The following is a 14,341-nucleotide window of genomic DNA, read 5'->3' as shown; positions in this document are numbered from 1 at the left end:
AGGTTGATGTGAAGAACATCGGATTTCTGTCTTTCGGCCACTGGACCGACCATCCGCAGTCCGGCACCCGGACCGCCTCGGACGCCTTATTGCAGGGGATCGACCTCGCCGTCGCGGCCGAGGAGCTGGGCGCTGACGGCGCGTATTTCCGGGTCCACCACTTCGCCCAGCAGTACGCGTCCCCGTTCCCACTGCTCGCCGCCATCGGGGCCCGGACCCGCCGGATCGAGATCGGGACCGGCGTGATCGACATGCGCTACGAGAATCCGCTGTATATGGCAGAGGACGCCGGCGCGGCCGACTTGATTGCCGGCGGCCGGCTGCAGCTGGGCATCAGCAGGGGTTCACCCGAGCAGGTCATCGACGGGTGGCGGCACTTCGGCTTCGCTCCCGCCGACGGTGAGTCGGACGCAGACATGGGCCGCCGGCACACCGAGCGTCTGCTCGAAGTACTCAAAGGTGAAGGCTTCGCGGCGCCAAACCCGCGCCCAATGTTCCCGAACCCGCCGGGCCTGCTCCGCGTGGAGCCGTATTCAGAGGGCCTGCGCGAACGGATCTGGTGGGGATCCGGTTCGAACGCCACCGCCATCTGGGCGGCCCGGCTCGGCATGAACCTGCAGAGCTCCACGCTTAAGGACGACGAAAGCGGCAAGCCCTTCCACGTCCAGCAGGCCGAACAGATTGAGCTTTACCGGCAGGCCTGGCGGGAGGCGGGACACCAGCGGGAGCCGCGCGTCTCGGTGAGCCGCAGCATCTTTGCGCTCACGGAGGACCGCGACTGGCAGTACTTTGGCCACGACCGCCGCAGCTCCGACCAGGTAGGCCACATCGACGAGAAAACACGAGCCGTCTTTGGCCGGTCCTACGCGGGCGCCCCGGACGAGCTGGCCGCGAAACTGGCCGAGGACCAGGCCATCGCGGCTGCGGACACGCTGCTGTTGACCGTGCCGAACCAGCTCGGTGTCGAGTACAACGTCCACGTCATCGAATCGATCCTCAAGGACGTGGCCCCGCAACTCGGCTGGCGCTGAGCCCGGAGCGGGGACCGTACGGTGCCCGGTCCCCCGGGCACTGTGCCGGCGCCGGCTGATCAGGTACAGTTCCGTTCACCTCCCGTCGTCCTGTCCGTCGCCGGAATGTCACCGGCCGGAAACGCCGACGCAATATGCCGGGCGCAAGCTGGAACGGACTCCCGACCGGGTCGCCGCTGTCATCAGAGAGCAGGGTTGCCGTGAATCCATTGATCATCCTGACCGCAATCACCACACCCAGCGACGGCGACCGCGCCGCAGCGGACATCCGGCCAATCCGCAGCACCGATCTCGCCGAGCTGGCCGCCATGTACCGGGATTCCTACGCGGACAGCCTGCCCCAGCCGCCAGACCGCGCGGTCGGGTGGATCGACGCCCTGCTCGAGGGCGCCGAGGGCCAGCACGTGCCGGAGGCCTCCGCCGTCGTGGCCGCGCCGGACGGACAACTCGCCGCAGCCATCATCGTCACCGAACCGGCCCCCGGCACCGGGGGCGACTGGGACTCCGTCATTGCGGAACTGTTCACCCACCCGGACCACCGCCGGCAGGGCCTCGCCGAAGAACTGCTGGGTCACTGCCTGCACATGCTGCACAGCCTGGGCCACCGCCGGGTGGCCGTCGCGGTGGACAGCGGAAACTCGGCCGCCCTGGCGCTTTACCTGTCCCGCGATTTCCGCCGGCTGCCCGACGACGAACTCGACTAAGCGGCCCTGCCGGCGGCTTCCGGGCCCCGCCTGCCGGTGCTAGCTTGTGCGGATGGATGTGCTCACCTGGCTGCTCGATTCCGACCCGGCCCTGCGCTGGCAGGTCCTGCGAGACCTCACGGACGCCCCGGACGCCGACGTCGCCGCGGAACGCGCCGCGGTGGCGGTCCGCGGCTGGGGCGCAGAACTGCTGGCGCTGCAGGGCGCGGACGGCCAGTGGGACGGCGGGACGTACTATCCGTCGCCCTTCGACCGAACGGAAGCCGGACAGCCGTGGACGGCGACCACCTACACCCTGTTGTTGCTGCGCGACTTCGGCCTCGACCCCGGCAGTGCCGCGGCCCGCGGCGCCGTCGCACGGGTCCGGGCCCAGAGCCGCTGGGAGGAGGCCGGGCAGCCGTTCTTCGCGGGCGAAACGGAGCCCTGCAGCAATGGGATGACGGTCGCGCTTGGGGCCTACTTCGGCGAAACGGTCGACGGTGTGGTCGCCCGGCTGCTGGACGAGCAACTCGACGACGGCGGCTGGAACTGTGACGCCGTAGGGGCTCCACGCGGTCTTCCTTCGACACGACGATTAACGTCCTCGAGGGGCTGCTGGAGTACGCCAGGGCCGCCGGCACTGCGCCCGGCCTGGCCCAGGCCCGGGAGCGCGGCGAGAACTACCTGCTCGAACGCCGGCTACTGCGCCGAAAATCGTCCGGCGAACTGATCGACCCGTCCTGGCTGCGGTTCTCCTTCCCGGCCCGCTGGCACTACGACGTGCTGCGCGGCCTCGACTATTTCCGCGCCACCGGAGCCGCCCCGGATGCCAGGCTGGCCGAGGCGCTGGACTTGGTGCGCTCCAGACGCCAGCCGGACGGTACGTGGGTCCTGGAAAATACCCACGCGGGCCGGATCCACTTTTCCTTGGAGGACGGCGACGGGCACCCGAGCCGCTGGAATACGCTCCGGGCCCTCCGGGTGCTGGACTGGGCAGACACCGGTTAAATTAGCCGGACCGCCCCGGGCACCGGCCGGAGCCCGCCGCTGGATAGGAAGTGGATAGGAACCGCATGAGCACTCAAAGCGCAGGACTGCTGCTCTACCGGAGAGGCGGCGAGTCGCCGCTTCAAGTCTGGATCGCCCATATGGGAGGTCCGTTCTGGGCCCGTAAGCATGCCGCGGCCTGGTCCATCCCTAAGGGTCTCTACACCGCTGAGGAAGACCCGCTGGCGGCAGCGCGCCGCGAGTTCGCCGAGGAGATCGGCACGCCGCCGCCGGCCGCCGACTACTTTCCGCTAGGCAGTTTCCGGCAAGCCTCGGGGAAGGTCGTCACCGTCTTCGCGGCGGAAACGGACTTCGCCCCGGAGCGGATCGTGAGCAACACCTTCCCACTGGAATGGCCGAAGGGCTCGGGCGTCGTCCGCGAGTTCCCGGAAATTGACGCCGCGGAATGGGTCGACGAACCGGACGCACGCCAGCGGCTGGTCCGGGGGCAGGTCCCGGTGCTCGATGCGCTCCTCCGCCACCTGCAGGACGCGCCGCACGGCAGGTGACTTTCACAGACGTGACAAGCGTTAGACATTGAACGTCACAGAAGGCGCGAGTAGTGTGGCGGGCACCTTCAGTTCAATTAAGCCAGCCCGGGAGCGACCATGCACTCTGTAGGACGCCGACTGTCCGCCGTCACGGCCGCACTGGCCCTGAGCGTGACGGGCGGCGCGGTCGCCAGCCCCGCCGTCGCCGATCCGCGTGAAACCCAGAAAACCCCGACGGCTTCCGGCTACGGCGGCGCCGTCAGCACGGTGGACCCGGAAGCTTCAGCCGCAGCGATCGAGGTGCTCCGCAAAGGCGGCAACGCTGCCGACGCCGCCGTCGCGGCCGCCGCGACCCTGGGCGTAACCGAACCGTACAGCGCCGGAATTGGCGGCGGCGGCTACTTCGTCTACTACGACGCGAAGAGCGGCAAAGTCGGCACCATCGACGGGCGCGAAACGGCGCCGGCGGCGATGCCGCACAACGCCTTCATCGACCCGGCCACCGGTAAGCCGTATCCCTTCACTCCGCAACTGGTCACCAGCGGCGTGGCCGTCGGCGTGCCCGGAACGGCGGCTACCTGGCAGCGCGCCCTGGACCGCTGGGGAAGCCTGGACCTCGGCGAGGCGCTGAAGCCAGCCATCAAGGTCGCAACCCGCGGCTTCGTCGTGGACGCGACGTTCCGGCAACAGACCCTAGACAACAAGGCCCGCTTCGCCGCGTTCCCCGCCACCACCAAGCTCTTCCTCCCGGGCGGCGACGCCCCCGCCGTCGGCAGCATCTTTCAAAACCACGATCTCGCCGCCACATACCGGCTCCTCGCCCAGCAGGGCACGGACGCGTTCTATGCAGGTCCGCTCGCGGCGGAGATCGCATCCACCGTCCGGGCACCGCAGAAAGCTGCCGGAACGTCGCTGCCGGTTCCGGCCGGGTTTATGACGACGGCGGACCTCGCCAGCTACCGCGCACTGGACCAGGATCCCGCCCACGTGGACTACCGCGGCCTGGACGTCTACGGCATGGCCCCCTCCAGCAGCGGCGGTACGACGGTCGGCGAGGCGCTGAACATCCTGGACCCGTCCAACCTGTCCGGCATGTCCAAAGCGGGCGCGCTGCACCACTATTTGGAAGCCAGCGCCCTCGCGTTCGCCGACCGCGCCAAGTACGTGGGCGACCCGGCGCAGGTGGACGTGCCGACGGAGGCACTGACAGATCCGCTTTTCGGCAAGGAACGCGCCTGCCTGATCGACCCGAAGCGGGCGGCGGTCAAGCCGGTCGCGCCGGGAAACGTGGACGGGTACGACGGCGTGTGCCCGTCCACCGTTACGCCGCCGGCCGACGAGAACGACACGGAAAACATCTCTACGACGAATCTGACGGTCGCGGACAAGTGGGGAAACGTTGCCGAGTACACGCTAACGATCGAACAGACCGGCGGGTCCGGCATGGTGGTCCCGGGCCGCGGCTTCCTGCTCAACAACGAGATGACGGATTTCTCCACCGTCTACGACGCGGCGGACCCGAACCGGATCGAGCCCGGAAAACGTCCGCGCTCATCGATGGCGCCAACCATTATCCTCAAGGACGGGAACCCGTTCGTGGCGCTCGGCTCGCCCGGCGGATCAACGATCATCACCACGGTCCTGCAGACCATCCTGAACCGCGTGGATCTGGGCATGACCATCTCCCAGGCGATTGCCGCCCCGCGTGCCTCCCAGCGGAACACGGCCAAGGTCACGGCCGAGCCGGAATTTATCGCCACGTACGGCAGTTCGCTGACGCCGTTTGGACACCAGTTCACGCCGTCCGGCGATGCCTTCACCTCCGCCGCGGAGATCGGCGCCGCGACCGCTATCGAGTTCGGTCCGGACGGGAAGATGACGGCTGCGGCGGAGCCGGTCCGGCGCGGCGGCGGCTCGGCGATGGTGCTCAGCCGGTCCAGGTAGTTCCGGGCCCGCGGCTAGTCCTGGCGGCCCGCATTCCGGCCCTTGACGTACGCGGCCTGCCCTGCGTGCTGGAGGCAGTCGGCGATCGTGCTGACCAGCCGCACGCCGAGGGTGACGGGCGGATCCCACCGGGTGTCCACGATCCGGTCCAGGTCCTCGTCACCCAGCCCGGTCAGGTACTCGACGGTCTGCTGGTGGACGGCGTCGTAGTAGGCCAGCAGGAGCTCCGGCGGTGCCTGTACGGCGTCGACCTGGCCGGAATCGTGGCCGTAGCCGGTGTCGCGCGGGGATAACGGGAGGCCGAACCTGTCGGCGAAGCCCTGCGACGTCCAGACCTGCTCCCGGCCGGCGGCAGCGGCGAGCTGCGCATCCTCGACCCGGCCCAGATGCCAGATAAGCCAGACCGGAGAGTTGCCATTGCCGCCCGGCCGGCGGGTTAGTGCCGCGGCGTCCACGCCGTCCAGGACGGCGGCGACACTTTGCCGTATCCGGTCAAACGCATCCAGCAGCAGAGTGGCTGTCCTCACGTCGGTTTCCTTTCGGCCTGCGCCCCCGTGAACCCCATGCTCGCACAGCCGAAACCCGTTGCGCTATGCCGTGGACCTGGGCAACGGGGCGCCTCCGCGACATCCCCGTCCCCCGGTCCTAGCATCCACACTAGGCGGCTTGCTTCTTCGCGAGGTCGAGGGCAACGTCGACGATCATGTCTTCCTGGCCGCCGATCATTTTGCGGCGACCGAGCTCGATCAGAATCTCGATCGTCGGGATCCCGTACTTGGCCGATGCCGTTTCGGCGTGGAGCAGGAACGACGAGTAGACGTTGGCGTAGCCCAACCCGAGGGTCTCGCGATCAACCTGAACCGGACGGACCTGAAGCGGGCGGACGATGTCGTCAGCGGCGTTCATCAGGGCCATCACGTCCGTGCCGTGGTTCCAGCCGAGCTTCTCAGCGACGGCGATGAAGACCTCGAGCGGCGCGTTACCGGCTCCCGCGCCCATGCCGGTGAGGCTGGCATCGACGCGGTTCGCGCCCGCTTTCACGGCGGCGATCGAGTTGGCGACGCCCAGCGAGAGGTTGTGGTGGGCGTGGATGCCGACCTCGGTTTCCGGGTTCAGCACGTCGCGGAGCGCGTTGACGCGGTCCGCGACGTCGTCCATGGTCTGGGCCCCAGACGAGTCGACGACGTAGACGCACTGGGCACCATACCCCTCCATGAGCTTCGCCTGCGCGGCCAGGTTCGCGGGTGTCGTCAGCGCGCTCATCATCAAGAAGCCTGCAGTGTTGAGGCCGAGTTCGCGCGCGGTCGCGATGTGCTGCGCCGAGACATCCGCTTCGGTGCAATGCGTTGCGACCCGCACGTAGCTGACCCCGGCGGATGCTGCCCGCTTGAGATCTGAGATGGTCCCGATGCCCGGAATGAGCAGGGTTGCGATAGCAATGCTCGATGCGACCTCGGCTGCCGCCTCGATCAACTCGACGTCGGAGTGGCGTGAGAACCCATAGGTGACGCTGGAGCCATTGAGCCCGTCGCCGTGGGCGACCTCGACGCTGTCCACGCCGGCGGCGTCAAGCGCCGTAACGATGTCCCGCACGTTCCTCTCGGTGTACTGATGCCGTACGGCATGGCTGCCGTCCCGGAGGGTGACGTCGGAGATAAACAGCTTCTCGGGAACGAGGGAATCGGTCATGGCTAGGCCACCTCCATTGTCAGCGTGTGTTCAGCGATCGTTTCAGCGGTGCGAAGAGCGGCCGACGTCATGATGTCGAGGTTGCCCGCATAAGCCGGCAGGTAGTGCGCCGCGCCCTCGACCTCAAGGAACACACTGGTCTTAAGCCCGGTGAACGATCCGACGCCGGGCACATTCACCGATTCGGTGATCTCATCGAACTGGACCCGCTGCTTGAGCCTGTAGCCCGAGACGTAGGCGTTGACCTTCGCCACCATCTCTTCGACGGATGCTTCGATCGCATCCCGGTCGGCGGCATCCGTCAGAACGAAGACAGTGTCACGCATCATCATCGGCGGTTCAGCCGGGTTGAGGACGATGAGAGCCTTGCCCGAGGCGGCACCGCCGACGCTCCGGAGCGCCTGGGCAGTGGTTTCGGTGAACTCATCAATGTTGGCGCGGGTTCCGGGCCCCGCGGACTTGCTGGAGATCGAAGCGACGATCTCCGCATAGTGCACGGGCGTCACAGCGGAGACCGCAGCGACAATCGGGATGGTGGCCTGGCCGCCGCAGGTCACCATGTTGACGTTGAGCGCGTCCAGGTTCTGCGCGAGGTTCACCACGGGAACGCAGTACGGGCCGATCGCCGCCGGCGTGAGGTCGATCAGGCGGATGCCAGGCTTCGCGGCGCGCAGTTTCTCGGCGTTGTACCGGTGGGCGCCCGCGGAGGTGGCATCAAAGACGATCTCTATGTCGGCGAACACCGGGGAGGCGATAAGACCGTCGACCCCCGTGGAGATTGACGGGACGCCGAGGCGGGCCGCGCGGGCCAGTCCGTCGGATTCCGGGTCAATGCCGACCATGGCCTTGACGGAGAGGATGCCGCTGCCGCGGAGGATCTTAATCATCAGGTCGGTCCCGATGTTGCCGGAACCGATGATCGCTGCGGGTACGCCTTGTGGCATGCTCCGCTCCCTTCACTTCGTTGTGATACTTGGATCGAGCCGCTTGTTCGAAACTTCGGCACCTGTTCTACATATCGAACACTTGAAATCAGTCTTTGTCAACGCCGGCCCATTTGCTGCCTGCCGTTTTCCCCGGTATTCATTAGTCATGCCCCGACTCACTCCCGCTGTGCTGCGCACTCTCGACATTCTCGAGTTGTTCCTCGATGACAGCGCCCCGCTCAGCGCACCGGAGGTGGTGCGGAAAACCGGCCTGCCGCGCACCTCGGTCCATGAACTTCTCGGGACGCTCGTCGCCCGCGAATATCTGCAGAAGGACGAGATCGCCGGCACCTTCCGCCTGGGCGTTCGGCTGCTCCAACTCGGAAACGCTTACTCAGCCCGGTTCGACATGCTGTCGACAGCTAACGACGTCGCCCGCGACCTCGCCGCCAGGAGCGGGGAGACCGTCAGCGTTGCCCTCCTTGAAGGTGGGGACGTCTTCTACTTGGCGAAGGTCGAAAGCCGTGACAACCTGCGGCTCCCCTCCAGCATCGGCCAGCGCCTGCCGGCCAATGTCACCGGCCTGGGTAAGGCGCTGCTCGCCTATGCGTCGCCGCAGTCACTCTCTTCTCGATTCATTGACCACGACCACCTGCCGCGGATGACCGAGCACAGCATCGGCACTCTCGCGGACCTGGAAGTGGAGCTGGCACGGATCCGGGAACGGGGCGTGGCCTTCGAGAATGAGGAATCGACGCCGAATATCCGCTGTGCCGCTGCCCCCGTGCGCGACGGCTCCGGAGCAGTCGTCGCCGCGATCAGCGTCTCGCTACCGAAGGCTCGCTGGGAGCAGCATCCGGAGGAACACTGGGTCGACCTTGTTCGAGACGGCGCCGCACACTTCTCAGCGCTGCTCGGGTTCCCCGCCTGACGCCTGCCCCACCACACGTCAGTGGGGAACGGCCAGAGAATCAGCCAGGATTGCAATCGCCCGTTCCGCCCACTCGATCCGAAGCGTCGCGGAGTCGATCAAGTAGTCGAACACGTGAGTCTTGAGATTTACGATCCGGGCATGGTCGGCAGGGTCCCGCCGCTGCAGCCGCTCCTGGATGAGCGGTGTATCTGCGGCCGCCAGCCGGGCGCGATGCGCGGCCCACTGCTCGCGTCGGTCCTGAATTTCAGCCACATGTGCGCGAAGAACGGCCTCCGCTTCCGCGGGCGGGATCATGTCAAGAAACAGACTCTGCAGCAGGAACGCATCGCGCGCATTCGGCTCGGCGTGTGCTTCAGCCAGCCAGCGGCGTAACGCGGCCAGGCCGGAATCGGTGATGGAGTACGAAGTGCGCTTTAGTCTGCTGCCGCGCACCTGCTCCTCCCCCGCGATGAGTCCGTCCGTCGCCATCTTCGCGAGCAACGGATAGATCTGGCTTTGCGGCGCTGTCCACACCCAGCGCGCCGTCGACTCAAAGAATTGGGTGAGCTCATAACCCGTCATCGGACGCGCCTCAAGCACGCCCAGCACGGCATACTGCAGGGACATGCACCCATCCTAACCCCGAACTGCCGACATGTCTTGATTGACATTTCTATCCATACATGTAGGCTCATCCCATTCTACGAAGGAGTATGAGCGTGCTCACAATTGGCCAGACAGAACTGCACGACGCTGCGGCGGTCATGGCGGGTGCCGGACTGACCGATGCGTTCGGCCACCTCTCGGTGCGCACGTCGGCGAACGAACTGGCAATCACACCCCCCGTCGCCCTGTCCACGCTCACCGCCGCACACGAGCTCATCACCCTCGTTGTCGGTTCCACTGAGCTGCCAGGCGCCGCGCCAAAGGAAGCCTGGATCCATCTCGCCCTGGCCGAGGCCCGCTCAGACGTCGGTGCAATCTGCCGTGCACAGCCACCCGCAGTCGCGGCGCTCGTCGCAGCAGGCCAGCCAGTGCTGCCCCTCAACGGCCATGGGTCATTCCTGGGCGAGACGGTACCGGTCTACGAGGACTCACGGCTTATCCGCGACGCAGCCAGTGCGACGGCGGTGCGCGGCAAACTGGGCGATGCGAACGCGGTGATTCTCCGCGGGAACGGCGCCGTCACGACCGGGCCCAACCTCGCAAGCGCCGTAGCGCTGATGTGGGTGCTGGAGAAGACAGCAGAACTCAACCTCCGCGCCCTAGCCGCCGGCACGCCGCAGCCGCTGCCCCTCGATGAACAATCCTGGTGGCGGGACCGCGCCACCGAACTGCTGCCCAGAATCTACGCCTACCTCACAAACACCTACCGAAAGGGTCAATGATGATCGAGATCACCGATATCGCCTACGTGCGGTCCGGGTCTGCGGACGCTGACGCGGCCGTGCGTTTCGCCGTGGACATCGTCGGCATGCAGTATGCCGGCAGCGACAATGGGGTGCACTACCTGCGCGCCGACCACCGCCACCACTGCCTCGCCTTCGTCGAAGGGGAAGCAGGCGTGATCAGTTCCGGCCTCACGCTGAAGGACGACGACGCGCTGCGGCTCGCGGAGACCGAGCTGACCGCCGCCGGCGTCGACGTCGTCCGCGGGACCGCCGAAGAGGCACGGTCGCGCCGCGTCAGCAGCTTCATCAGCTTCGACGACCCCTGGGGAAACCGCTTCGATCTGGTGGTCGGCCAGGTTTACGACGCCGATACCGTCCATTGGGGCAGGCCGGCCGGCATCGTCGAGTTCGGCCACCTGTGTGTCGACGCACCGGACGTGAAGGCGGCCTATGAATGGTGGAGTTCGCTGTTCAACATCAAGATCAGCGACTGGATCGGTGACTGGGCGGCGCTCATGCGCTTCGACCCGGTGCACCACAAACTCGCCGTATTCAAGGGCAGCGAACCCGGCCTCTGCCACATCAACTTCCAGGTCGAATCGCTGGATGACGTCATGCGGAGCTGGAACTTCCTTCTGGAGCAGGGCGTCGAAATCGAGCAAGGCCCTGGCCGGCACCCGCAGTCCACCGCGATCTTCCTCTACTTCAAGGGACCGGAGGGGCTCACCTACGAGTACTCGTACGGCGTGCGCCGGATTGAGGACGATGCCACGTGGCAGCCGCGGACCTTCGACCCGCTTCACCCCAAGTCGATCGACATGTGGGGCGGCGTCACCCAGCGCGTGCAGACGCAAAAGCAAATCCGTCGCCCGCTCGGCTCAGCAGAATTGCAGGATGCCTGATGCCCCTGGTTGAGATCAGCATCGCCGAAGGACGCAACGAAGAGCAGTTGCGCGACCTCATGGGGCGCGTGCATACCGCCGTCGAGGAGTGGGGCGCGCCCGGACAAAGCGTCCGGGTCCTGGTGCGCGAGATCAGCCCGAAGCTGTGGCTGTCCGGTGGCGTCACCCTTGCGGAGAAGGCCGCCACAAGGTAGGCACCAGAGAAGCACGCACGTAGGGCCCGCAGTCGAGGCGGTTTCTAGGGGGCGTTGCAACACCTACTGGTTAGGTGGTTAGTAGTAAATCCCGTAAACGCTCGGCTGGAGTTTTCCAGCCGAGCGTTTTGCGTGGGCGGCCGTTGAGTTCCTGGGCGATGTGTTCGAGGTCTTCAGGCCCGTAGGCGGACAGGTCGGCGCCCCTGGGGAAGTACTCGACTTCCGGATTCCGTGGTCCCAGTCCCTGGCCGTGCGAACGTTCACGCCAACTGTCCGTGCTGCTTCACGCCGGGAAGTACCTGCCTTCCGAAGCCGGAAGAATTCTTCTCTTCCCGGATGAGGGCCGACGCCCGGAGTTCCGCGGCCTTTCACACCCGCTTTCCTGACCCAGCCTGCGCGCACGTGTTGGCATTTAGCCCCAGCTCCCTCGCCGCTGCCCGTGCTTCCAAGGCGGTTAAAAGACACGGTCGTTGCAACTCCCAAAAATGCTGGGTGTTGCAACGACCGTTAGAACCAAAGACAGCTGCTGGTCAAAAAGGGATTGTCCTGGCGTCAGTACGCCCCGGTGAGAGTCACTGGCGGATGAGCCACCGGCGGTTCCAGCTGCATCACGACGGCCTTCGGTTCGGTGAAAAATTCCCGGCTGAAGTTGCCGCCCTCGCGGCCGACTCCGGAGGCGCCGACACCACCGAACGGGGCACGCAGGTCCCGGATGAAGAAGCAATTCACCCAAACCGTGCCGACCCGGAGAGAAGCCGAGACACGGTGCGCCTTGACCAGGTTCTCGGTGAACAGCATCGCGTTCAGCCCGTAGGGACTGTCATTGACCTCGTTCACAACCTCGGCCTCGGTGTCGAACGGTGTGATGGTCACGATCGGTCCGAAGATCTCTTCACGCTGGTGGCGTGCATCGCGGTGCAGCCCGGTGACGACGGTCGGGTGGATGGTCCAGCCCTCGCCGAGTGACCCGGTCACTTGCTTGCCGCCGGCCTCCTCGATGGTGTCGAAGTAGCTGCGAACCTTCGTGTAATGCTCTTCACTCGCGAGCGGGCCGATCTGGGTGGCAGGATCTTTCGGATCGCCGACAACCATGGCGTCCGCGGCGGCAGTGAACCTCTCGGTGAACTCGTCGAAGATGGAGCGTTCGACGTAGATCCGGCTCCCAGCGAGGCAGACCTGACCGGCGTTGGTGAAAATCGCGCGGATCGACCAGCTGATGGCGTTGTCGAGATCTGCGTCGGCGAAGACGACGTTGGCGCCCTTGCCTCCCAGCTCCAGGCTGACCGGGGTGAGGTTTGCGCTGGCAGCTCGGGCAATGATTCTCCCGGTGGCCGATTCGCCGGTGAACGTTATCCGGTCGACGTCGGGATTTTCTGTGAGTGCCTGGCCGACCGAGTCGGGGCCAAAACCGTGGACCACGTTGAAGACACCCGCCGGGATGCCGGCTTCCAGGGCGAGTCGGGCCATGATGGTCGCCGATGCCGGGCTGTCCTCGGCGGGCTTCAGCACGACGGTGTTGCCCCAGGCGAGCGCCGGCGCGACCTTCCAGCTTTCAAGCATCATCGGAAAGTTCCACGGGGCAATCGCTGCGACAACGCCGGCGGCCTCGTATCGGGTGTAGGTGTGGTGTCCGGAGTCCATCGGCAGCACGTCAGCGGGGCTGAGGTGCGCGTGGTCGGCGAAAAATCGGAAATTCTGGGCGGTCCGGGCGACGTCGTTGCCCAGGCTTTGCGTGATGGGCTTGCCCATGTCGCGGGTGTCGGCCATGGCGAGTTCCTCGCCGTTTTCGATGATCAGATCGGCGAACCTGTTGATCAGTTCGCGGCGCTTGCCGGCCGTCATCCGCGGCCATGGGCCATCATCGAATGCGCGCCGGGCGGCTGCGACGGCGAGGTCGGCGTCGGCTTTGTTGCCTAGCGCGATCTCGGCCCACGGTTCGCGGGTGTAGGGATCGATGCTCGGGAAGGTCTCCCCCGAGATTGACGGGATTTCCTGGCCATCGATGATGTGACCGAATCTCTGCATGGCCTAGGGCCTTTCTTGGTGTGCCGGGCGGGCGGTTTGGCCCGCCCGGCGGGTTGTGAGGTAGTTACTTACCGGGGACGTAGACCATCTGCTTGAGGTCCACGGGAGCGGGAATGGCGCGCTGGTCGACCATGATCTTGTTCCAGACTTCAAGGTTTTCCGCGCTGGCCGATCCGGCGACCCATACGGGCAGCTTGATCTTGGCTGCGATTTCCGGGGTGGTCTTGCTGTAGGTCGGAACGATCTTGCGGGCAGCGTCGGGGTCCTTGGCGAGAAGCGCGTTGGCCTTTTCAAGCGCACGAATGAACGCAGCGGTCGTGTTCGGGTTTGCCTTGACGAAAGCGGCCGTCATGCCGAGGCCGGAGAGCGGAACTCCCGCGGTGGGGCCGGAGAAGTTCGCAAAGAGCTTCTTGGCGCCGGCTTCGTTCGCGGCGGTCTGGAAGGGCTCGACCAGCCACACCGCGTCGACACCGCCGGACTGCAGCGTCGGCACCATGTCGGGGAACGGCAGCTCGAGGAACTGGACCTTGCTCACGTCCATTCCGGCTGCTTCCATGAGGACCTTGATGGTGAGCTCGCCGGTGTTCTTAAGCGTGTTGACGGCAACCTTCTTACCTTCCAGGTCCTTGATCGAGTTGATGCCGGAGTTCGCTTTGACGAAAACCCCGTTGCTCTCCTCATTGCCGCGCACACCTTCGGCAACGATGTTGATCCCGATCCCGCCGCTCTGCGCGAGCAGGAACGACGGGTAGGTCGCAAACGCAGCCTGCATTTCGCCGGCGATCATGGCCGGAACCGCGGCGGCTCCGCCCTGCGCGGGCTGTGCGGTCACGGTCAGACCCTCGTCCTGGAAGAAACCCTCCTTGATGGCGATGAAGACAGATGCCTGGTCGGCGACCGGGGTGATTCCAACGAGCAGTTTTGTCGTCTCCGGCTTACCGTCGCCGGCTGGCGCGGGTGCTGCGGCGCTTCCTCCCGAGCAGGCCGCGAGGCTGAGAGCCAACACGGACGCCGCGGCGACACTTAGCCAGGTCCTCCTGGTACGAACTGTTACTGATGTGATGGGCACGTTTCCTCCTTGAATAATGCGGTCAATGGTGGTGCT

At 66.0% G+C, this 14,341-nt stretch carries 14 protein-coding genes and 2 pseudogenes; 9 read left to right on the top strand and 7 right to left on the bottom strand.

The features are described 5' to 3' along the window. Window positions 1-8 precede the first annotated feature (8 nt). From AC3ANP_RS13420 to ggt, 5 genes and pseudogenes are all read left to right on the top strand, one after another. Window positions 9-1,031: an LLM class flavin-dependent oxidoreductase gene (locus AC3ANP_RS13420; protein WP_488330654.1), complete on the top strand. Its 1,023-nt coding sequence runs from the start codon at window positions 9-11 to the stop codon at window positions 1,029-1,031. A gap of 200 nt (window positions 1,032-1,231) precedes the next feature. Continuing rightward, window positions 1,232-1,735 (top strand): GNAT family N-acetyltransferase, encoded by a 504-nt coding sequence (locus AC3ANP_RS13415; protein ID WP_488330653.1) that lies wholly within the window; start codon window positions 1,232-1,234, stop codon window positions 1,733-1,735. Window positions 1,736-1,787: 52 nt separating this feature from the next. After that, a pseudogene (locus AC3ANP_RS13410) lies at window positions 1,788-2,722 on the top strand (hypothetical protein). A 65-nt stretch (window positions 2,723-2,787) separates the two neighbouring features. Continuing rightward, window positions 2,788-3,270 carry an NUDIX hydrolase gene (locus AC3ANP_RS13405; protein WP_488330652.1) on the top strand — a complete coding sequence of 161 codons (483 nt, stop codon included), beginning with the start codon at window positions 2,788-2,790 and terminating at the stop codon, window positions 3,268-3,270. A 99-nt stretch (window positions 3,271-3,369) separates the two neighbouring features. Beyond that, on the top strand, window positions 3,370-5,196 hold the full coding sequence (ggt, locus tag AC3ANP_RS13400; RefSeq protein WP_488330651.1) for a gamma-glutamyltransferase: 1,827 nt from the start codon (window positions 3,370-3,372) through the stop codon (window positions 5,194-5,196). Between the two features lie 14 nt (window positions 5,197-5,210). On the opposite strand, the gene AC3ANP_RS13395 is transcribed toward ggt, so the two are convergent. The 3 genes from AC3ANP_RS13395 to AC3ANP_RS13385 form a co-directional block, all read right to left on the bottom strand. Further along, window positions 5,211-5,723: a mycothiol transferase gene (locus AC3ANP_RS13395; protein WP_488330650.1), complete on the bottom strand. Its 513-nt coding sequence runs from the start codon at window positions 5,721-5,723 to the stop codon at window positions 5,211-5,213. A 130-nt stretch (window positions 5,724-5,853) separates the two neighbouring features. Further along, window positions 5,854-6,885, bottom strand: a complete 1,032-nt coding sequence (dmpG, locus tag AC3ANP_RS13390; protein WP_488330649.1) for a 4-hydroxy-2-oxovalerate aldolase — start codon at window positions 6,883-6,885, stop codon at window positions 5,854-5,856. Between the two features lie 2 nt (window positions 6,886-6,887). Then, window positions 6,888-7,829: an acetaldehyde dehydrogenase (acetylating) gene (locus AC3ANP_RS13385; RefSeq protein ID WP_488330648.1), complete on the bottom strand. Its 942-nt coding sequence runs from the start codon at window positions 7,827-7,829 to the stop codon at window positions 6,888-6,890. 148 nt (window positions 7,830-7,977) lie between these two features. Here AC3ANP_RS13385 and AC3ANP_RS13380 point away from each other — a divergent pair, with 148 nt between their 5' ends. Next, window positions 7,978-8,742, top strand: coding sequence for an IclR family transcriptional regulator (locus AC3ANP_RS13380; RefSeq protein WP_488330647.1), 765 nt, complete (start codon window positions 7,978-7,980; stop codon window positions 8,740-8,742). A gap of 18 nt (window positions 8,743-8,760) precedes the next feature. Here the strand turns inward: AC3ANP_RS13380 and AC3ANP_RS13375 are convergent, their stop codons facing one another. After that, on the bottom strand, window positions 8,761-9,351 hold the full coding sequence (locus tag AC3ANP_RS13375; protein WP_488330646.1) for a PadR family transcriptional regulator: 591 nt from the start codon (window positions 9,349-9,351) through the stop codon (window positions 8,761-8,763). A gap of 92 nt (window positions 9,352-9,443) precedes the next feature. Between AC3ANP_RS13375 and AC3ANP_RS13370 the strand changes: the two genes are divergently transcribed. The 3 genes from AC3ANP_RS13370 to AC3ANP_RS13360 are packed head-to-tail and all read left to right on the top strand — an operon-like array spanning window position 9,444 to window position 11,211. Then, window positions 9,444-10,112, top strand: a complete 669-nt coding sequence (locus AC3ANP_RS13370; protein ID WP_488330645.1) for a class II aldolase/adducin family protein — start codon at window positions 9,444-9,446, stop codon at window positions 10,110-10,112. Further along, window positions 10,109-11,017, top strand: a complete 909-nt coding sequence (locus AC3ANP_RS13365) for a VOC family protein (RefSeq protein WP_488330644.1) — start codon at window positions 10,109-10,111, stop codon at window positions 11,015-11,017. The genes AC3ANP_RS13370 and AC3ANP_RS13365 overlap by 4 nt, the downstream gene beginning before the upstream one ends. Next, the gene (locus AC3ANP_RS13360) at window positions 11,017-11,211 is read left to right on the top strand and encodes a tautomerase family protein (protein ID WP_488330643.1); all 195 of its coding nucleotides are present in this window, start codon (window positions 11,017-11,019) and stop codon (window positions 11,209-11,211) included. The genes AC3ANP_RS13365 and AC3ANP_RS13360 overlap by 1 nt, the downstream gene beginning before the upstream one ends. 70 nt (window positions 11,212-11,281) lie before the next feature. Here the strand turns inward: AC3ANP_RS13360 and AC3ANP_RS13355 are convergent. The 3 genes and pseudogenes from AC3ANP_RS13355 to AC3ANP_RS13345 form a co-directional block, all read right to left on the bottom strand. Continuing rightward, a pseudogene (locus tag AC3ANP_RS13355) lies at window positions 11,282-11,428 on the bottom strand (IS30 family transposase); the annotation flags it as partial. Window positions 11,429-11,763: 335 nt separating this feature from the next. Then, window positions 11,764-13,236, bottom strand: coding sequence for an aldehyde dehydrogenase (locus tag AC3ANP_RS13350; RefSeq protein WP_488330642.1), 1,473 nt, complete (start codon window positions 13,234-13,236; stop codon window positions 11,764-11,766). A 64-nt stretch (window positions 13,237-13,300) separates the two neighbouring features. Continuing rightward, window positions 13,301-14,305, bottom strand: a complete 1,005-nt coding sequence (locus AC3ANP_RS13345; protein ID WP_488330641.1) for an ABC transporter substrate-binding protein — start codon at window positions 14,303-14,305, stop codon at window positions 13,301-13,303. Window positions 14,306-14,341 lie beyond the last annotated feature (36 nt).

This window comes from Arthrobacter sp. JB02-1C (genome assembly GCF_057748045.1).
This window is presented reverse-complemented; position numbering and strand designations above follow the sequence as displayed.